General features: G+C 71.0%; 13 protein-coding genes. 6 read left to right on the top strand and 7 right to left on the bottom strand.

Annotation, left to right across the window (positions count from 1 at the left end; all coding sequences use genetic code 11):
• The first annotated feature begins 560 nt into the window (after window positions 1-560).
• The 3 genes from ABTX62_RS02835 (at window position 561) to ABTX62_RS02825 (ending at window position 5,262) form a co-directional block, all read left to right on the top strand.
• The gene (locus ABTX62_RS02835) at window positions 561-1,991 is read left to right on the top strand and encodes an endo-1,4-beta-xylanase (RefSeq protein ID WP_352114492.1); all 1,431 of its coding nucleotides are present in this window, start codon (window positions 561-563) and stop codon (window positions 1,989-1,991) included.
• A 100-nt stretch (window positions 1,992-2,091) separates the two neighbouring features.
• Window positions 2,092-3,396 (top strand): RICIN domain-containing protein, encoded by a 1,305-nt coding sequence (locus tag ABTX62_RS02830; RefSeq protein WP_352114661.1) that lies wholly within the window; start codon window positions 2,092-2,094, stop codon window positions 3,394-3,396.
• Window positions 3,397-3,924: 528 nt separating this feature from the next.
• Window positions 3,925-5,262, top strand: a complete 1,338-nt coding sequence (locus tag ABTX62_RS02825; RefSeq protein ID WP_352114491.1) for a glycosyltransferase — start codon at window positions 3,925-3,927, stop codon at window positions 5,260-5,262.
• A gap of 5 nt (window positions 5,263-5,267) precedes the next feature.
• On the opposite strand, the gene ABTX62_RS02820 is transcribed toward ABTX62_RS02825, so the two are convergent.
• From ABTX62_RS02820 to ABTX62_RS02790, 7 genes are all read right to left on the bottom strand, one after another.
• Complete coding sequence (locus ABTX62_RS02820; protein WP_352114490.1) at window positions 5,268-6,209, bottom strand: DMT family transporter; 942 nt, start codon at window positions 6,207-6,209, stop codon at window positions 5,268-5,270.
• 874 nt (window positions 6,210-7,083) lie between these two features.
• On the bottom strand, window positions 7,084-7,359 hold the full coding sequence (locus ABTX62_RS02815) for a hypothetical protein (protein ID WP_283970985.1): 276 nt from the start codon (window positions 7,357-7,359) through the stop codon (window positions 7,084-7,086).
• Window positions 7,360-7,575: 216 nt separating this feature from the next.
• Window positions 7,576-8,241: an ABC transporter ATP-binding protein gene (locus ABTX62_RS02810; protein ID WP_352114489.1), complete on the bottom strand. Its 666-nt coding sequence runs from the start codon at window positions 8,239-8,241 to the stop codon at window positions 7,576-7,578.
• On the bottom strand, window positions 8,234-9,160 hold the full coding sequence (locus tag ABTX62_RS02805; RefSeq protein WP_352114660.1) for an ABC transporter ATP-binding protein: 927 nt from the start codon (window positions 9,158-9,160) through the stop codon (window positions 8,234-8,236). Before ABTX62_RS02805 ends, ABTX62_RS02810 begins: the two co-directional genes overlap by 8 nt.
• Window positions 9,161-9,216: 56 nt before the next feature.
• Window positions 9,217-10,110, bottom strand: coding sequence for an ABC transporter permease (locus tag ABTX62_RS02800; protein ID WP_352114488.1), 894 nt, complete (start codon window positions 10,108-10,110; stop codon window positions 9,217-9,219).
• Window positions 10,100-11,068, bottom strand: coding sequence for an ABC transporter permease (locus tag ABTX62_RS02795; protein ID WP_352114487.1), 969 nt, complete (start codon window positions 11,066-11,068; stop codon window positions 10,100-10,102). Before ABTX62_RS02795 ends, ABTX62_RS02800 begins: the two co-directional genes overlap by 11 nt.
• A gap of 23 nt (window positions 11,069-11,091) precedes the next feature.
• Window positions 11,092-12,678, bottom strand: coding sequence for an ABC transporter substrate-binding protein (locus ABTX62_RS02790; RefSeq protein ID WP_352114486.1), 1,587 nt, complete (start codon window positions 12,676-12,678; stop codon window positions 11,092-11,094).
• Between the two features lie 766 nt (window positions 12,679-13,444).
• Between ABTX62_RS02790 and ABTX62_RS02780 the strand changes: the two genes are divergently transcribed.
• The 3 genes from ABTX62_RS02780 to ABTX62_RS02770 all read left to right on the top strand — a co-directional run bounded on the left by ABTX62_RS02780 (window position 13,445) and on the right by ABTX62_RS02770 (window position 19,057).
• Entirely contained in the window at window positions 13,445-16,099 is a 2,655-nt protein-coding gene (locus ABTX62_RS02780) for a glycosyl hydrolase (RefSeq protein WP_352114485.1), read from the top strand.
• A gap of 663 nt (window positions 16,100-16,762) precedes the next feature.
• The gene (locus tag ABTX62_RS02775; RefSeq protein ID WP_352114484.1) at window positions 16,763-16,912 is read left to right on the top strand and encodes a hypothetical protein; all 150 of its coding nucleotides are present in this window, start codon (window positions 16,763-16,765) and stop codon (window positions 16,910-16,912) included.
• 309 nt (window positions 16,913-17,221) lie between these two features.
• A complete protein-coding gene (locus ABTX62_RS02770; RefSeq protein WP_352114483.1) occupies window positions 17,222-19,057 on the top strand; it encodes a thiamine pyrophosphate-requiring protein in 1,836 nt (611 codons plus the stop codon).
• The last annotated feature ends 144 nt before the right edge of the window (window positions 19,058-19,201 follow it).

The raw sequence follows: 19,201 nt of genomic DNA, 5'->3' as shown, positions 1-19,201 counted from the left end.
GCCGGACCCTCCGGTCAAGGCCTGTCACCGATCTGTCCACAAACAGCGTCTCGCTCCGCCCTGCGCCGACCGCCACCGGCGACGCCCCGGGCCGACGATCCGGCTCCCCGGATGCTTCGAATGTTTCGATTGAGGAATCGAAACTCGTTCTGCGGAGAGTATTGACGAGCCATCGTCAACGCCTCAATCATCCTGACTGAGGCGCCGACCCTGGTTCGAGATGTCGAACCATCTGTGCTGCACGGCAGATCTACGCACAGCCGCACGACCGATCCGCGCACCAAGAGCACCCAGCACCCCAGCACCCTGCGCCACCCCGTCACGTTCCGGTGAGGTTCGCACCAGCGCATCCTGGCTCTTCGCGCAGTCGGAGAGGTGCGCCCGTCGTGTGGCGGTCCGCCCTGGTCGAGCCGCGATGGAGTGCCCCCATGCCTGTGTCGAAACACCGCCGCGCCCCGCCGTACGCCACCCGACGACCGACCGGGTGCCGTCCGTGGGGGCGGACGACGCATTCCCCTGCGCTTCAGTCCTTCCGTGACACCTACCTTGGAGGCACAGCCATGGGCTCGTATGCCCTTCCCGGACCCGTCGTCCGCCGGAGAATCCGCGGCCTGCTGCTGACGCTGGTCGTCGGCGTCCTCGCCGCGGTCGCCGCGCTGGTGGCGCCGCCGCCGGCACACGCCGCCGAGAGCACGCTCGGCGCCGCGGCGGCGCAGAGCGGCCGCTACTTCGGCACCGCCATCGCCTCGGGCAGGCTCGGCGATTCGGCGTACACGACGATCGCGAACCGTGAGTTCAACTCGGTGACGGCCGAGAACGAGATGAAGATCGACGCCACCGAACCGCAGCGGGGCCAGTTCAACTTCACCGCCGCTGACCGCGTCTACAACTGGGCGGTGCAGAACGGCAAGCAGGTGCGCGGCCACACCCTGGCCTGGCACTCCCAGCAGCCCGGCTGGATGCAGAGACTCAGCGGCAGCGCGCTGCGCCAGGCGATGATCGGCCACATCAACGGCGTGATGGCCCACTACAGGGGCAAGATCGCCCAGTGGGACGTCGTGAACGAGGCCTTCGCCGACGGCAGTTCGGGAGCCCGGCGCGACTCCAACCTGCAACGCACCGGCAACGACTGGATCGAGGTCGCCTTCCGCACCGCGCGTGCCGCCGACCCGGCCGCCAAGCTCTGCTACAACGACTACAACGTCGAGAACTGGACCTGGGCGAAAACCCAGGCCATGTACGCCATGGTCCGGGACTTCAAGCAGCGCGGCGTGCCGATCGACTGCGTCGGCTTCCAGGCGCACTTCAACAACGGCAGCCCCTACAACAGCAACTTCCGCACCACCCTGCAGAACTTCGCCGCCCTCGGCGTCGACGTGGCCATCACCGAACTCGACATCCAGGGTGCCCCGGCCTCGACCTACGCCAATGTGACCAACGACTGCCTGGCCGTCCCGCGCTGCCTCGGCATCACCGTCTGGGGTGTGCGCGACACCGACTCCTGGCGAGCGGAGCAGACGCCGCTGCTGTTCAACGGCAACGGCAGCAAGAAGCCCGCCTACACCGCCGTCCTGAGCGCACTCAACGGCGGCTCCACCACGCCCCCCGCGGATTCCGGACAGATCAAGGGCGTCGGTTCGGGCCGCTGCCTGGACGTGCCCGGCACCAGCACCACCGACGGCACCCAGCTCCACCTGTGGGACTGCCACAACGGCACCAACCAGCAGTGGACGTACACCGCCGCCGGCGAGCTCAGGGTCTACGGCAACAAGTGCCTGGACGCCGCCGGCACCGGCAACGGCGCCAAGGTGCAGATCTACAGCTGCTGGGGCGGCGACAACCAGAAGTGGCGCCTCAACTCCGACGGATCCATCGTCGGCGTCCAGTCCGGCCTCTGCCTCGACGCCGTCGCGAGCGGCACCGCCAACGGCACCCTGATCCAGCTCTACTCCTGCTCGAACGGCGGCAACCAACGCTGGACCCGCACCTGATGGGCCCCGTCGCAGACGAAAGGGCGAATCGATGAAGACCTGTGGTGCGGATTCCCCCGCTCCTGTGCGACGGCAACGCTGGTGGTCCCGGGTCGCCGTCGTGGTGGCGGCGACCCTCGCGATCGGCACGCTCGTCGCGGTGCGTCCGACGCCCGCCGAGGCGGCGACGGTGGACACCAACGCCTGGTACGTCCTGGTCAACCGCAACAGCGGCAAGGCGCTGGACGTCTCCGGCTCATCCACCGCCGACGGCGCCCGACTCGGCCAGTGGACCCGCCACGACGGAACCAACCAGCAGTGGCAGTTCGTTGACTCCGGCGGCGGCTTCTACCGCCTCAAGGCCCGGCATTCGGGCAAGGTTCTCGACGTGGCCGGCTCCTCGACCGCGGACGGTGCCGCGATCCAGCAGTGGGCCGACCACAACGGGGCCAACCAGCAGTTCCGCCTGGCCGACTCCGAGGCGGGCCACGTCCGGTTGATCAACCGCGGCAGCGGCAAGGCGGTTGAGGTGCAGGGCGCCTCCACCGCCGACGGCGGCACCGTCGTCCAGTACTCCGACTGGGGCGGCGCCAACCAGCAATGGCAGATGATCAAGCTGTCGTCCGGCGGGGGTGACGGCGGATGCGGCAGCGCCCCGACTCTGGCGAGCGGTACGCACACGATCCAGAGCGGCGGCAAGAGCCGCAGCTTCATCCTCAGGGTTCCCGCCAACTACGACAACAGCCGCCCCTACCGCCTGATCTTCGCGTTCCACTGGCGGGGCGGAACCGCCGGCGACGTCGCCTCGGGCGGCACGAGCGGCAACGCCTGGTCCTACTACGGCCAGCAGGAACAGTCGAACAACGGCGCGATCCTCGTCGCCCCCCAGGGCCTCGGCAACGGCTGGGCCAATGCGGGCGGTGAGGACATCACCTTCGTCGACGACATGATCCGGCGCATCGAGGGCGGCCTCTGCGTCAACCCGACACAGCGCTTCGCCACGGGATTCAGCTGGGGCGGCGGCATGAGCTACGCACTCGCATGCAGCCGGGCGAACGTCTTCAGGGCCGTCGCCGTCATCTCCGGGGCTCAGATCAGCGGGTGCAGCGGCGGTACCCAGCCCATCGCCTACTTCGGAATCCACGGCATCAGCGACTCCGTCCTCAACATCGCGCAAGGACGGTCCCTGCGCGACAAGTTCGTCAGCAACAACGGCTGCACCCGCCAGAGCCCGCGCGAGCCCGCGCCGGGCAGCCGAACGCACATCACCACCACCTACTCGGGCTGCCGTGCCGGTTACCCGGTCCAGTGGGCCGCGTTCGACGGAGGCCACATCCCCGGCCCGGTCGACGGCTCCACCGGCGAAAGCGGCGTCACCACCTGGACCAAGGCAGAGATCTGGAGGTTCTTCGCACAGTTCCAGTGACACGCCCACACCACGGAGTGGAGTCAGGACGCTTCTGGCTCCACTCCGTCGACGTCTGCCCCGGGGTCTGGTCAGCCCGCTGCTGCGGCCTGGCGGGTGGGAGACCGCGCCGTTCCGGGGAGTGGTGTTCCGGGGTGTGACAGGGCCCCTCAGCCCGCCGTCGTGGGCAGGAGGAGGGCTGCTCGATACGGATCTCCGCCGGATGCAGCCGGTACCTGGTGATGCGTCGCAGAGGAGATCGGCGCCGGTGCCGCCTCACCGATGCGGCTTGCGGCGCTTCCGGGAGAGCGCATCGATCACCGAGCGTGTTCATGGAGGGATGCTTCAGCGCGTGCCCGCCGCGTCGAACCGGGCGGTCGGCGTGGGGGCGATGAGTCCGGGCGGGGTGCCGGCCTGGATCCCGCGCGGGCGCCGGCGTCGTCGAGGACCAGGCTCCCGCAGCCCGCTGCGGCCCGTGAGCCGGAGGAACCAGGAGGCTGCGCGGCGTCCGGCGGATGCCGACGGCGCCCGGCGGGTACCCCTGGTGGCATGCGTACCACCCCGTCCCACGCAGACGGCACTGTCGCGAGGTCTCCAGAGGTCACGTCCGTCGCGGTCCTGATGGAACTGGTCAGGAACGAGTCGTCCGGCGGACATGTGAAGTGCTGGGAGCGGTTCGCCGAGGCGGCGGCCCGGCAGCAGAGTGACGGAGCCGCCGTCGATCTCACCATCTACGTGCTCGGACACCGCGAACACGTCGAGGAACTGTCGCCCCGAGTGCGGTTCGTGGCACTGCGGCCGGTCCTGAGCACGGCTGGGGTCATGCCCGCCATGGGCGGCGTGGACATCACCGACCTCGCACCCCACCACCCCCGCCTCGCCGGACTGCTGCCCCGTCACGACGTCTGGCACCTCACCCACAGTTTCGCGTTCGCCATGACCGCCGACCGGCTCGCCCGCCGTGCCTCCCTCGCACCGCGCCCGGGCCTGGTGAGCTCCCTCCACACGGACGTCCCGGCCCTGGCGTCCGTCTACACCCGCCAGATGATCGGGAAACTGCCCGGTCTCACCAAGGTCGCCGATCGGCCCGCGGCCGGTCTGCCGCACCTGGCGGAACAGCTCCTGCGACGCCGGCGCGACCGGCTGCTGCGGCGCTGCGACCGGGTCCTCGCCTCCTCACCGCACGCCGTGGAGGAGCTGAGCGCGCTCGTCGGACCCGGCCGTCTGTCCCTGCTGCGCCGCGGTGTCGACCACGAACGGTTCCGCCCCGACCCGGCGGCCCGCGCGGAACTGGCCCGCCGCCATCACGTCCCCGCGGACCGGCCGCTGGTGCTGTTCGTCGGCCGGGTGGATGCCTCGAAAGGCGCTCCGCTCCTCGGGGCGGCGGTCCATCGGCTCGGACAGCGCGGACACCCCGCCCATCTGGTCGTCGTCGGTTCCGGCGCCGAGACCGGCCGTGTCGAGGAACTGCTGGGGCCTGACGTGACCCTGCTCGGACAGCAGCCGCAGGACCGGCTGGCACAGGTGTACGCCGCCTGCGACGTCTTCGCCTTCCCCTCGCACACCGAGACCGTCGGCAACGTCGTCGCGGAGGCGATGGGATGCGGCCTGCCCGTGGTCCTGCCGGAGCGCGCGGAGACCACGCAATGGCTGGCCGCCCCCGGTCACGACGGCCTGGTGGTGCGGGACGACACCCCGGAGGGCTGGGCCCGGGCGCTGGAGAGCCTGGTGGCCCGGCCCGGTCCACGACGGGCGATGGGGCGGCGGGCGGCCCACACCGCACGCACCCGGCACCCCACGTGGACGCGGGTCCTGGAGGAGGACCTCCTGCCCGTCTGGCTCCAGGCCGCCGGGGCCGTGGAGCGAGCGGGCGCCGGCCGGCGCTGAGACGCTCAGGTGCCGTGGGGCGGCTCGCCCTCGGGAACCGATGGCGCGGCCCCTCCGTCCCCGGCCGCCTGCTCCCGCCGTAGCGCGTCCTGCCGGTGCAGCGCGGTGATGGCCGGTGAGGTGTCCAGGCGGATGATGCCGATGACGGTCGCGACGACACCCGACACGGTGAGGGCCACGAGCGGCCAGTCGAGGCGCAGCGTCTCGCCGAACAACGTGGTTCCCACCACCACGGCGACGACCGGCTCGGCTGTGTCCATCACGGTCATGGTGGCGGCGAGCGGCCCCTCCTGGAACGCGCTCTGAATGAGCAGCAGCCCGCCGATGCTCGCCACCACCAGGAGGTACGTCTGCCAGGCCGAGAAGACCGCGGCGAATCCACGGGGCACCCGGGCCACGGTCGCGTTCAGCAGCACCGACTGGAATCCCATGACGGTACCGGCGGCCAGGGCGATGAGGGAGGCCCTCCAGACGCCGGTGACGCACGTACGCGCGACCAGCGCCCCGGCCGTCACGGCCGCGACCGCGCCCATCGCCAGCAGCCACGGACCGAGGCGCGCCGTCGCGGGATCCCCACCACTGGGCCGGGTCGTGACCAGGACGGCGGACAGACCGGCCGCCACGGCCAGGACGCCGCCCCACTCCCGGGCCCCCAGCCGCACCCGGTACAGCCGGGCCGACAGCGGAATGGCGAAGAGCAGCTCGCAGACGATCAACGGCTGCACCAGACTGAGTGGACCGAACGCCAGCGCCAGGGCCTGGAACACGTAGGCCAGGATCGCGAGTGCGATGCCGGACACCCACATGCGCTGTCGCAGCAGATGCCACAGCAACCGCCAGGACAACGCCTCGTCCGCCGGGCGGGCGCTCGCCGACCGCTGCTGGAGCACACCGGCCCCGGCGAAGCAGGCACCGGCGGCGAGGGAAGCGAGAACGGCGACGATCATGTGGCAGCCGGGGTCACGAGGCGGCGTGGCAGCGGGTCAGCCGTGCGCGAGACGCCGGGCGGCCGGGGCAGGGGAGCGTTCGCTCGGCCGCTCACGCAGGGTCGGTCGAACCGCCACCGGGGCCCGCTGCGCCGGGCGGCGACGGTGACGGCGTACCGCCCCGGGCCGAAGATGTACACGGTGTCGCGGCCGGTCATGGCTGCCGACCACACGGTGTCGCGGCCGGTCATGGCTGCCGACCCGGTACCGGAGCCCGGAACCAGCCGTTCGGGCGAGCGCCCGGAGGCGCCCGCGGAGGTGCTCCACCGTGTGTACCCCCCCGTCCTCGGGAACGCCCGGCGCGGCGTGCCCGGGGAGACGGGAGCGGCGCTTCCTCGCCGTCTCCGCGGCGACAGCGCGCGGCAGGACCGGCGGGTCGACGGCGGTCGGTCCGCGGAGGGCTCCGGCACGGCGGTGGACCGGTTTGCCCGGATCACGTCGGCGGCTGCGGAAGACATGGGCCTCTGGGGTGTCGTTCGTGCGAACAGGACGTGGGTGCCCGCGCTGCGGGAGATCCGCTGTCCTTGCCTCCCCGGGAGTCAGACGTCTCCAACCCTCCGGAACACGCCTTGCCCGCTCCTTGTGCGGTCCGTCGCACATGAGCTTGCCCCTCCCGAGGCCGCCGGGCCGTCCCCGGCGGCGAGTGCGGCCGCGGGCACTCGGCCGACGACGGGTGCCCGCCGGGGTGTGCGCGCACTCGGCGGCGGTGGTGGCGTCGTGCGGGCGTTCGGGCGTGCCGAGCGAGGCGAGCAGCACGGGGACGGCCGGAGCGCCGGCGCCACACACAGCCGGATGCGCCTACCGTCCCCTTGACCAAGACCATGCAGCCTGCTTCTCAGTGGTCGGGGTTGCCCGGGTGACTCATGTACGCGCGAGGGTGCTTGCGGTGGCGGTGGACGGCTGCGCTCGCCGCACTGAGGCCCAGAGCGAAGATCAGCGCGAGGGCCAGGCCGGAGCAGAAGATGGCCAGCGCGTTCATGGTGGCGATGTCCTGACCGAGTACGGACACGGTGTACTCGGGTCCGCCGGAAAGGTTGTCGGCGATCACCAGGCCGGTGAAAGCGCCTGTGGCGGCCAGGAGGAGCAATCCGAGGACGATCATCTGGGTCATCTCCTCGAAGGAGTTGTTCCGCTGGTACTCGCTGGAGGCTGACCGTGTACCCCACAGACCTGCCCGGGACACGAAGGCGATGCGCGGGAATGCGGGGCGCCGGTCAGCGGCAGTCCGAGGACGCCTTCCGGGCCCCCAGAGCAGCAGGAAGCCCTGCGGTGCAGCGGGAGCAACGGAGGTCCCGCGGGCCCGATGCCCGGGGGAGTCTTCCCGTGGTCAGCCGGTGCGGCCGGTGACGTCGTCCCAGTGGAGCGTGCGGTCGCACCAGCGGTCGAGGAGTACCTGGTCGTGACCGACGGTGAGGAGGCCGGCGCCGGTGGTGGCGCGGTAGTCCTCCACGGCTGTCACCAGGGCGGCGGTGGTGGACGCGTCCAGCATGGCGGCCATCTCGTCACAGATCAGCCAGCGCGGGCGCAGCACGAGGGCGCGGGCGAGGCAGGCGCGTTGGAGCTGGCCGTCGCTGACCTCGTGGGGGCGGCGGTTCAGGAGATCGGGGGTGAGGCCGACGGCTGCTGCCAGTTCGGCGACGCGTTCCGGGATCTCGTCGGGGCGGCCGACCGCGCGCAGGGGCTCGGCGATCAGGTCGGTGAGCCGCAGCCGGGGGTCGGCGGAGAGGCGGGGCTGTTGGAAGACCACGCCGAAGGCGGTGCGCTGGGCGCGCGGGGCGCGCTGGCGCCAGCGGTGTACGGGGTCGCCGTCGAGGCGCAGCGTGCCGGAGTCGGGGCGGTGCAGCAGGGCCGCGACGCGGGCGAGGGTGGATTTGCCGCAGCCGCTGGGGCCGAGCAGACCGACGGCCTCACCGGGTGCGACGGTCAGGGAGGCGTCGCGCACGACCGGGGCTTTCCTGTCGTACCCGGCGGTGATGGCACGCAGTTCAAGCACGGATGTCCTCCGGAACGTGCGGATGGTGACAGGCGACTTCGGCAGCCGTCGGCGGCAGGGTGGCGCAGGCTCCGGAGGCGCGCTCGCAACGGGGGGCGAAGGCGCACCCGTCGGGCAGGTCGCCGAGTTCGGGCGGCATCCCGGGGATAGGGGTGAAAGCACGCTCGGGGAGGGCCCGGAGCAGGCCGATGCTGTAGGGGTGCCGGGGGCCGGGGGCGCCGAAGAACGTTTCCGCGTCGGTGAGTTCCACGATCCGGCCGGCGTACATCACGGCCACCCGGTCGGCGATGCGTTCGGCGGCTGTGAGGTCGTGGGTGATCACAAGCAGGGCCCGGCCCGAGCCGCCCTCGTCGTCGGCGTCGACGAGGCGCCGTAGTTCGTCGACCGTGTGGTCCACCAGATCGCGGTCGAGTCCGGTGGTCGGTTCGTCGGCGAGCAACAACGGCGCGTCGCCGACGAGGGCGAGGGCGGTGGCGGCGCGCTGGGCGAGGCCGCCGGAGAGCTCGTGCGGGTGGCGGTCGAGGTGGCCGGTGGGGAACGCGGCGCGCTCCGCGGCAGTCTCCGCCGCGGCCCGTACGGCGGCACGTCCACGGGTGCGGGTCAACGCGGCCACGGTTTCCTCGAGTTGGGAGCGGACCGTGCGCACGGGGGTGAGGTGTGCGGCGGGGCTCTGCGGGATGAGCCCGATCAGGCGGCCCCGTACTGTCCGGGCGAGGGTGGGTTCGTCGGCGGTGAGCAGGTCCAGGTCGCCGAGGCGGGCCTCGCCGGCTGCTTGGGCGTTCGCCGGGAGGAGGCCGAGGAGGGCGGAGGCGAGGACCGATTTGCCGCAGCCGCTCTCGCCGATCAGTGCCAGGCATTCGCCGGCCGCCACGTCGAAGTGGACGTCGGTGACGGCGGCGATCCCGCGTCCGCCGGGCATGAGGAAACGCACGGACAGCCCGCGCACGGACAGGACGGGATGTCGCTCTGTGAGCGTCACAGCATCAGCTCCGATCGGCGGCGGGGGTTGATCCGCTCCCGCCAGGCTCCGGCGAGACCGGCGATGGCGAGGGTGGGAACGATGATGAACAGGCCGGGGAAGAGGGTGGGCCACCACTGCCCGGCCAGCAGCGAGCCTCGGGCGCTCTGAATGAGGGTGCCGAGGCTGGCGGTGTGGGTGGGCAGGCCGAGTCCGAGGAAGGACAGGGCGGATTCGTGCCACATGGCGTGCGGCACCATGAGTACCGCGGCCAGCGCCGCCTGGGGCAGTACGGCGGGCAGCAGATGCCGTACCGCCACCCGCCACCGCGACGCCCCTCCGGAGACGGCGGCGTCGATGTACGGCCGCGAGCGCAGGGAGAGGACCTCGGCGCGGGTGATGCGGGCGGTGGACAACCAGTGGGTGAGCGCGACCGAGACCACCACCGGCCACACCCCCGGCCGGAACATGGCGACGATGAAGATCCCGAGCAGCAGATGGGGCACGGAGGAGAACGTGTCGACCAGCCGCATGACGCCACGGTCGACCCAGCCGCCCAGGGCCCCGGCGGTCGCTCCGACGGCCGTGCCGATCACGGTCGCCGTGAGCGCGGCCGCCACGCCGACCAGCAGGGAGACGCGCAGGCCGTAGACGCAGCGCAGGAGCAGGTCCCGGCCGAGGTCGTCGGTGCCGAAGGGGTGGGACCAGCTCGGAGGCAGCAGCTTCGCGCCCAGGTCGACGGCCTGCTGGTCGAGCTGGGCCAGCGGCGGTACGAGGAGGACGGCGAGGACAGTCGCGGTCACCAGCGCGGCTGACAGGCGCACCCGCACCGCGCGGGCCGAGCGGCGGTCGGTGCCGTAGGACCGCCAGGCGGTCCCGGAAGGGGAGTCGGCGGGAGCGTCACATGTCACTGAACTTCACCCTCGGGTCGAACAGGCCGTAGAGCAGGTCGGCGAGCAGGTTGCCGAGGAGCACGGCGGCGGTGGCCAGCGTGGTCAGTGCGGCGAGCAGCGGGAAGTCGACGGCGGTGGCCGCCTCGACGGTGGCCGCCGCGATGCCGGGCCAGCTGAAGACGCTCTCCACCAGCAGGGCTCCGGTGATGAGTTCCGGGACGCGGGAGCCGACCAGCGTGAGAACGGGCAGCAGTCCGGAGCGCAGGGCGTGGCCGAGCAGGACGGTGCGCTCGCTCAGCCCTCGGGCACGGGCGCCGCGCACGGGGTCCTCGGCGAGTGCGTCGCCGACGCCTTGGCGGACGTACAAGGTGAACCAGGGAAGTTGGGAGACGGCGAGCACTCCTGCGGGCAGGACGAGGTGGCTCGCGACCTGCCCCGGCGTGACCTGTTCGCTGGCGGTGTCGGTGAGGCCGCCGGCCGGGAGCACGCCCCACTGGAGGGCGAAGAGCCAGACGGCCAGCAGGGCGATCCAGAAGACCGGTGCCGCCTCCAGGGAGTAGGCGAGGGAGGTGACGATCCGGTCGAGCGTGGAGCCGGGACGGCGGGCCGCCAGCACTCCGAGCAGGGTGCCGGTCAGCACGGCCACCGCGAAGGCGACGGCGCACAACAGCGTGGACCAGACGAGGCGTTCGCCGATGACCTGGGCGACCGGCTGCCGCATGACGGTGGACTGGCCGAGGTCGCCGCCGAGCGCGGAGGTCAGCCAGTTCCACCAGCGGGCGGTGAACGGCTGATCCACGCCGAGGTTCTCCCGCAACCGCTCCAGCGTCTGCGCGTCGGCACCGAGCGCGGCCGTACCGGCGTACGCCTTGACGGGGTCGAAAGGGGAGGCGGCGGCGATCGCGAAGACGCCGAAGGTCACGACGAGGAGGACGGGGGCGGCGAACAGCAACCGCCGCCCCGCCAGTCGTGCCATCGCTCCCCAGGGCAGGGAGGGCGTCACTTCTTCGGCTGCCAGGCTTCGAGGTTCCACCACGGGCCGCTGGCGAAGCCGTGCTCATGCGGCTCGACCTGTGTGGTCAGCCCGTCCCAGCGGTCGGCGAGGACGTAGACGTGGTTGATGTGGGTGAGGAAGGTGTAGCCGGGGTCCTTCACCAGTTCGCGCTGGAGGCTGTCATAGGCGGCCTTTCGGGCCGCTGCGTCGAAGCTGCGACGGCCGGTGCCGAGCGCCTTGTCCACGACCGCGTTGTCGTAGCGGCCCATGTTGTTGAAACCGTCTCCGGCGAGAGAGGAGTGCAGCAGGGTGTAGAGACCGAAGTCGGGGTCGCCGTTGCTGCCGAAGCCGGCGAGGACGGCGGTGTTCTTCATCCGCGGCTCGATGACCTCCCAGGTGGCGCTCTCCGCCGTCACCTCGATGCCGGCCTTCTTGGCATCGGAGGCGTAGGCGAGGGCGTGGTCCTGGCGGACCTTGTCGCCGGAGGGGTAGAGGAGGGTGAAGGACGCCCGCTGTCCGTCCTTGGCGCGGATGCCGCCGTCGCCGGTCTTCCAGCCCGCCCGGTCGAGGATCCGCTCGGCCTTGGCGAGGTCCTGCTCGCGTTCGATGCCCTTGGCGAACCAGGGGTCGTCGACGGGCAGCGGCCCGTACGCGGGCCGGCCGGAGCCGTCGAGGATCTTGTCGACCATGGTCTCGCGGTCCACGGCGGCGTCCAGGGCCTGGCGGATGGCGCGGTCCCCGGTGACCTTGTTCGCGGTGGGGAGGGTGACGGTGCGGAAGTCGTACGTCTTCGCGTCGTACGTCTTCTTCGCCTTGTCGTTCTTGAAGGCGGCGGCGAGGTTGGGGGGAAGGACCGCGCCGTCGAGGTCGCCGGAGCGCAGCCGGGTGGCGCGCACGTCGTCGTCCTCGATGATCGCCATGGTGACCTTCTTCACCTTCGGCGTTCCGCCCCAGTAGTCCGGGTTGGCCTTGAAGGTGAGCTTCTCGCCCTTGCTCCAGCCCACGAGGACGTACGGCCCCGTGCCGACCGGCTTGGTGTTGAAGGCGCCGGTGTTGGGGTCCTGCTCGCCGGCTATGTGCTCGGGGACGACGGGCAGGACGGTGCGCCCGGCGAAGGGCGCGTACGGGTACTTGAGGGTGAAGACGACCTTGTCGTCGCCGTCCGCCCGCACGTCCTTGACGGCGTCCAGCTCGCTGCGGGAGGTGTTGTTGGTTTTCGCGTCGAGGATCGTCTCGTACGTGAAGACCACGTCGGCGGAGGTGAGCGGCTCGCCGTCGCTGAACTTCACGCCCTCGCGCAGGGTGTAGGTGTAGATGAGGCCGCCGTCGGTGACCTGTGGCAGTGCCTTCGCCAGGGCCGGTCTCAGCTTGAGGTCGGTGCCCCGGGCGAGCAGACCGTCGAAGACCTTCGAGTTGCCGTCCTTGCCGTAGCCGAGCAGAGGACTGAGGGTGTCCGGCTCGGAGGCCACGCCGATGACGACGGAATCGGCGGATCCGGCCTCGTCCGTGCCGCCGCCGGGGGCCGAACACGCGGCGAGCCCGGTCAGCAGCGCCGCCGCGGCGGCGGCTGCTGGTGTCCGTCGGAGCGTCATGGACCTCACACCCTTATTGCTGGTCGAATGTTGTTGCATCTTAATGGCAATTAGAGCTGCCTCCCCTCGGCTCGCGGTCGGTCCGGGTGGTGAGGGGGCGCCGAGCGCGAGCACCGGACTCTCGCCGTCGACGCGGCCGAGCGCGTCGTCGCGGGCGACGGCCGGGATGCGCTCGGTCATGTGGAGGCCGGCTGCGGGGGCTGCGGGAGCGGACCGGTGGTGGTGAGGACGCCGGCGAGTACGTCGACGAGGCGTTCGTCGCCAGGCTGTGGGGCGTCACTGGCCGGGCGATACCGGCACTGGCCCGCCGACACGGCGTCCCGGCCCGGGCCGCCTTCGGTGGGACCTGGGGCACGGGCACCGACCGCTATCACAGGGCGGAGGTCGAGGCCCTGGCCGCGGCGATCCGGGACGGCACGGTCATACTCGGCGACGACGAGCGCGGCCCAGCGCGCCAACGCTCTGCTTGAGGTCACCTTCAAGGCCCTGCGCAGGGTCGGCCTCGACCCACCGGCCATCACCCGCGTCGCCCGAGCCGCCCCTCGTCCTCCCGCGGTTGGAGCATGGCCGCACAGCCCGAAGATCACGAACCGTCACGACAAGTCACACCGAGAAGGATTCACTGCCTGGCTGTCCGGCGCTGGGCCGCTGATGATTCTTTTACACACTGATTGCCATTTTCACCTCCCCCTCCAACTCCCCTTTGATCAAAGCTGTTTCACAGCAAATGTCATGTGCATCACGCGCTTCTCAGGGGAGGCACTTCATGGCAGTCAGCAGTCGGCGAGCGAGACGCATAGGGGCGGTACTCGCCGCCTCCGCCGCACTGGGCCTGACGGTCACTCAGGCCCAGGCGGCACCCCGCGGCGACGATCCGTTCGGCGTCCGTGTCATGGACGAACGGGCCCACCTGCATGAACAGCAGGGGGGCCTGTCGCTTTCGGCGGAGGAGGAACCGGGGGAAGAGGAACCGGGAGACGGCGGCGAGGAGAACGAGCACATCGCCGCGCGGGCGGAGGAGTACGCCCAGGCCCGCACCGCGCCGGGCGGCATCGTGGCGCCGGGCGCGTTCGGTGCGGCGTACGGCGAAATGCTGAACCTGCCCAGCACCAAGGGCGGTTGGCGCAACAACACACGGCTGCCGTACGACGCCGATGACCCCCGCTACCGGGACATCAACTCCAACTCCAGCGGCGGCGCGGGCAAGGTGACCGGCCGGGTGACCGGCATGGCGGCCGACGACCGCGGCAATGTGTACGCGGGCTCGGCCAACGGCGGTGTGTTCCGGTCGCGGACCGGCGGCGGCCACTGGACGAACATCTCCGACGAGCTGCCCGCCCTGTCCACCGGCGATCTCCAGCTCGATCCGCGCGGCCGCCTCTGGTACGCCACCGGAGAGGCCAACACCAGCGCGACCGCCTTCCTCGGCACCGGCGTCTACGTCCTGAAGGACCCGCGCCACGGCAAGTTCAGCCGACGCGACCGGGTCGGCGGCGACGAGCTGGAGTCGACGTCCGTCAACGCGCTGCGGTTCGGCGGCGACAAGGTGTGGGCGGCGACCACGCGGGGCGTGTGGAGCCACAGCGCCAAGACGCTCAAGGGCCCCTGGAAGCTGGAGTTCGCGCCCAACCCGGACTATCTGCCGGGCGGTCCGAAGGACGACGACCAGAGTGCCGCGTACAAGAACATCGCGAGCGACATCGCGATCGACCCCAAGGACCCGAGCAAGGTCGTCCTCGCCATCGGCTGGCGCAGCGGCGACACCTACAACGGCTTCTACACCAAGGGCCGTAACGGCTGGGAGCGGCTGACCGACCTCGGTGAGCTGCCGACCGACGCGGCGGACGTCGGCAACGTCAGCTTCGCGCGCAGCGCGGACGGCTCGCGGTACTACGCCATCGACCAGTCGCCGCAGCAGATGGCGACCAACCCGGACAGCGGCCTCGCGGGCATCTACGTCTCCAAGTCCGGCTTGCCGACCGGCAAGTGGACGAAGATCGCCGACTACGAGCAGTTGCGCGACTCCGGCTCGGCGCTCACCGGCGACGGCTACCAGCCCGGCATCCAGGCCTGGTACAACCAGTTCCTCACCGTCGACCCGAAGAACCCCGACCATGTGTACGCCGGTCTGGAGGAGGTCTTCGAGACCGAGGACGGCGGCAAGACCTGGACTGTTCCGGGCCCGTACTGGAACTTCGGCTTCGACTGCTGGTCCATCGACCCGGCCAAGCAGTCCGGCGACTGCCCGCAGACCACGCACCCCGACCAGCACGCGGTGGCGATCGGCAGCTACTACGGCAAGCCGTACGTCCTCGTCGGCAACGACGGCGGCGTCTACCGGCGCCCGGTCGACGGCAGCGCGAACGCCGACGGTCACGCCACCGACTGGACGTCCCTGAACGACGGCACGATGGACGCCCTGCAGTACTACTCGGTGGGCGTCGGCATCGACCCGGACAGGCGGGGCATCGCCGTCACCGGCGGCCTGCAGGACAACGGCCAGTCCATGCTGCGGCCCGGCGACCGCGTGATGGGCTCCAACTTCGGCGGCGACGGCGGCGACACGATCACCGACCCGGACAACGGGTGCAACATCGCCGAGGAGTACGTCTATCTCGCGGTATCCGTCACGCAGAACTGCGCGGTGAACGACGGCAGCTGGACCGAGGACCCGTCGAAGGCCACGTCGTACTCGGTCGCGCCGCCCGACAGCGAGACGGCCGAGGCGCGGTTCATCGCGCCGCTGAGCGCCGACATCAAGGACAAGAACACCTGGGTCGCCGGTGGCCGCCACATCTGGATCAACACCAAGGGCTACGGGATCCGCAGCGGTGACGAGTGGTTCAAGGCCTTCGACCTGGGCGAGGGCCGCACGGCCACGGCGGTCGCGTCCTCCGGCGGCAAGGTGTACGCGGCCTGGTGCGGCCCCTGCAACAACCAGGGCTTCGCCCGGGGCGTCGCGGTCGGCAACGCCGACGGCACCGGCTGGCACGAGCTGAACCTGCCGACCGAGAGCACGGTGCCCAACCGCTACCTGTCCGGTCTCGCCGTCGACCCGGCGAACGCCGACCACGTCCTGCTCGCCGTCAACGGCTTCTCCCGCAAGTGGACGGAGGGCCCCGGCGCGGGCGTCGGCCACCTCTTCGAGACCAGAGACGGCGGCACGACCTGGACGGACATCTCCGGCAATCTCCCGGACGTGCCCGCCAACTCGGTGGTCCTGCTGAAGAACGGCACGATCGCCCTGGGCACGGACCTCGGCGTACTGGTCCGCACACCGAAGTCGTCCGGCTGGAAGGTGGCCGGCACCAACCTGCCGACCACGGCCGTGCTCCAGCTCAAGACCGGCCCGGACGGGTACCTGTACGCAGCCACGCACGGACGCGGGATCTGGTCCATCGATGTACGGCGTCTGCGGTGATCCTCCGGCGTACGGCGGTCACGGTGGCGTGAGCCGGAGCAGCACGACCTGACAGGGTGTGAACGAGGACACCGGCAACGGAACGGGCACAGGCCCCGGTCATCATGGAGTGGCGACGCTCTGTGATCACTGGGCCTGTGCCCGCGCTGCCATCATGGGGCTGGGCACTACGAGGCCGGCGAGGACAGGGTCAGCCCGGGACAGGTCTGGAGATCTCTGCGCACACGTTGGCCGCGGTGTCGATGTACTCCTCGAAGTCAGGGGTGTCGGCGCGGGTGAGCTCGTGTGCTGCTTACATTGCCTCCCATGCCGCCACGTGTCGCAGGCTGCCGTGCCGGCTGTCGTCGATCGCGACCGAGAGGTACGGGACGAAGCCGAACTGGTACGTCCCAGCCCCAGCCACCTCGTGTCCTTCGGTGGGTTCCCCGTCACGTCGGCGACCGAAGTGCGCGTCATGGTCGGCACCGGCCTGCTCTGCGCGGCCGCCGCCGTGCTCCCTCTCGGCGTCGGTGCCCTGCTGCGGCGCAGCGGCACGGCGGTCGCCCTGGTCATCGCGCCGATCGTGCTGCCCTTCCTGCTTGCCACCTCCGGCGTACCGCCACCGGGCGTCTCAGACTGGCTGCCGCGGGTGACCCCGGCGGCGGCTTCGCCATCCAGCAGACCTTGCCGCAGTACGCGCAGGTGCTCAGCGTGTACGAGCCGTCGACCGGCTACTACCCGCTGGCGCCATGGGCCGGCCTCGCCGTGCTGTGCGGATACGCCGCGCTCGCCTTCGGTCTGGCCGTAGTGCGGCTGCGCGGGAGGGACGTATGAGTCTCCTGAGCGGTGCACGGCTCACGAGGACGGCGGACGGCGCGTGGCGAGGGGACTTCGGCCGCCCTGCGCGCGGAGTGGACAAGTTGCGCACGCGAGATCTGGTGGAGGTGGCGCCGCCACTCGGGACCTTTGGGCCTGAGCCGTCTGCGCACGAGCGGGGCGCCGGTCGGAGGACTCGTGGCGACGGCGCACGGGCCCGGTGACGTTTGCGCCGGTTGCCGGGAGGCAACCCGTCAGGCCCCAGGGCGGTACGCGCCCGGGCGGAGCGAGTGTGCGTCAGTGGACGCGGAAGAGGAGACGGCGGGCATGAAGGTATCCGACTACATCCTCCAGCGGTTGCGTGAATGGGAGGTCGACCACGTCTTCGCCTACGCCGGCGACGGCATCAACGGGCTGCTGGCGGCATGGGGACGCGCCGGCAACCACCCCAGGTTCGTTCAGTCCCGGCATGAGGAGATGTCCGCCTTCCAGGCCGTGGGGTACGCGAAGTTCTCCGGCAAGGTGGGTGTCTGCGCGGCGACCTCCGGCCCGGGTGCGATCCACCTGCTCAACGGCCTGTACGACGCGAAGCTCGACCATGTCCCCGTGGTCGCGCTGGTAGGACAGACCAACCGGAGCGCGATGGGCGGCTCCTACCAGCAGGAAGTCGACCTGCAGAACCTGTACAAGGACGTGGCCTCGGACTTCTGCGAGACGGCGATGGTGCCGGAGCAGTTGCCGAACCTCATCGACCGGGCGATGCGCACCGCGTACGCCAAGCGCACCGTCACAGCGGTCATCATCCCCGCCGACGTACAGGAACTCGATTACAGCCCGCCGTCGCACGCCTTCAAGATGGTGCCCTCCAGCATGGGGCTCAGCCACTACGCCCCCGTGCCCGCCGACACGGACATCGAGCAGGCCGCCGAGGTCCTCAACGCCGGTGAGAAGGTGGCCGTCCTCATCGGCCAGGGCGCCCGCGGTGCCCGCGCCGAGGTGGAGGAACTGGCGGACACTCTCGGCGCCGGTGTCGCCAAGGCACTGCTGGGCAAGGACGCCCTCCCCGACGACCTGCCCTACGTCACCGGAGCCATCGGCCTGCTCGGCACCCGCCCCTCGTACGAGCTCATGCGGGACTGCGACACCCTGCTCATGATCGGCTCCAGCTTCCCGTACACGCAGTTCATGCCGGAGCTGGACCAGGCCCGGGCGGTGCAGATCGACATCGACCCGCACATGATCGGCCTGCGCTATCCCTTCGAGGTGAACCTCGTCGGCGACGCGCGCGAGACCCTGCGCCGACTGCTGCCGCACCTGCGCCGCAAGGACGACCGCGCCTGGCGCGGGAAGATCGAGAACAACGTCGCCCGCTGGTGGGAGGTCATGCAGCGCCGTGCCGCCGTAGACGCCGACCCGATCAACCCGGAATACGTGGTGCACGCCCTCGACGGCAGGCTCCCCGACGACGCCATCATCAGCGCCGACTCCGGTTCCGCGGCCAATTGGTACGCCCGCCACCTGCGGCTGCGCGGCCGGATGCGGGGATCCCTGTCGGGCACGCTGGCCACCATGGGGCCGGGTGTGCCGTATGCGATCGGCGCGAAGTTCGCCCACCCGGATCGTCCTGCCATCGCCCTGGTCGGCGACGGTGCCATGCAGATGAACGGGATGATGGAAATGGTCACGGCCGCCAAGTACTGGCCGCAGTGGTCCGACCCGCGTCTGATCGTGGCAGTCCTCAACAACCACGACCTCAACCAGGTCACCTGGGAGATGCGTGCCATGGAGGGCGCACCCCAGTTCGAGGAATCGCAAGCCATCCCCGACCTGCCGTACGCGGAGATCGCGCAGCGCTTCGGGCTTGAGGGAGTCCGGGTGGAGAAGCCCGAGCAGGTCGAGACGGCCTGGGACCGGGCGCTGTCGGCCGACCGGCCCTTCGTCATCGACTTCCGCACCGACCCGGCTGTGCCGCCCATCCCGCCGCACGCGGAACTGGACCAGATCGAGGCCGCCGCCGCAGCGATTCTCCGGGGCGACAGCGACCGCGGCTCCATGATCAAGCAGGGCGTCAAGGCCAAGGTGCAGGAGATGCTGCCCGGCACCCGGCACCGGGAGGACCGGCCCGGCGCCGGCCCCGACGACAGCGCGAGTGAGAAACCGTGACCCTCCCTGGGTGACCACCCTGTGAACGGGGTGCTCGGCGACGGCTCCGTCGTCGAGCACATCGTCGCGTCCGCCTACCGCGTTCCCGTTGTGGACTGTGGACTGTGGACTGTGGACGTGGACTGTGGACTGTGGACTGTGGAC

Source organism: Streptomyces sp. NPDC096046 (assembly GCF_040303285.1).
In the GTDB taxonomy this organism is placed as follows: domain Bacteria; phylum Actinomycetota; class Actinomycetes; order Streptomycetales; family Streptomycetaceae; genus Streptomyces.
Note: the sequence above shows the minus strand (reverse complement) of the source record. Positions and strands in the feature narration are given on the sequence as shown.

Coding starts and splice junctions, on each gene's coding strand:
- ABTX62_RS02820 (WP_352114490.1), bottom strand. CDS start 6,209: ATGATCGTCGCCGTTCTCGCTTCCCTCGCCGCCGGTGCCTGCTTCGCC.
- ABTX62_RS02825 (WP_352114491.1), top strand. CDS start 3,925: ATGCGTACCACCCCGTCCCACGCAGACGGCACTGTCGCGAGGTCTCCA.
- ABTX62_RS02815 (WP_283970985.1), bottom strand. CDS start 7,359: ATGACCCAGATGATCGTCCTCGGATTGCTCCTCCTGGCCGCCACAGGC.
- ABTX62_RS02795 (WP_352114487.1), bottom strand. CDS start 11,068: ATGGCACGACTGGCGGGGCGGCGGTTGCTGTTCGCCGCCCCCGTCCTC.
- ABTX62_RS02835 (WP_352114492.1), top strand. CDS start 561: ATGGGCTCGTATGCCCTTCCCGGACCCGTCGTCCGCCGGAGAATCCGC.
- ABTX62_RS02805 (WP_352114660.1), bottom strand. CDS start 9,160: ATGCCCGGCGGACGCGGGATCGCCGCCGTCACCGACGTCCACTTCGAC.
- ABTX62_RS02790 (WP_352114486.1), bottom strand. CDS start 12,678: ATGACGCTCCGACGGACACCAGCAGCCGCCGCCGCGGCGGCGCTGCTG.
- ABTX62_RS02780 (WP_352114485.1), top strand. CDS start 13,445: ATGGCAGTCAGCAGTCGGCGAGCGAGACGCATAGGGGCGGTACTCGCC.
- ABTX62_RS02770 (WP_352114483.1), top strand. CDS start 17,222: ATGAAGGTATCCGACTACATCCTCCAGCGGTTGCGTGAATGGGAGGTC.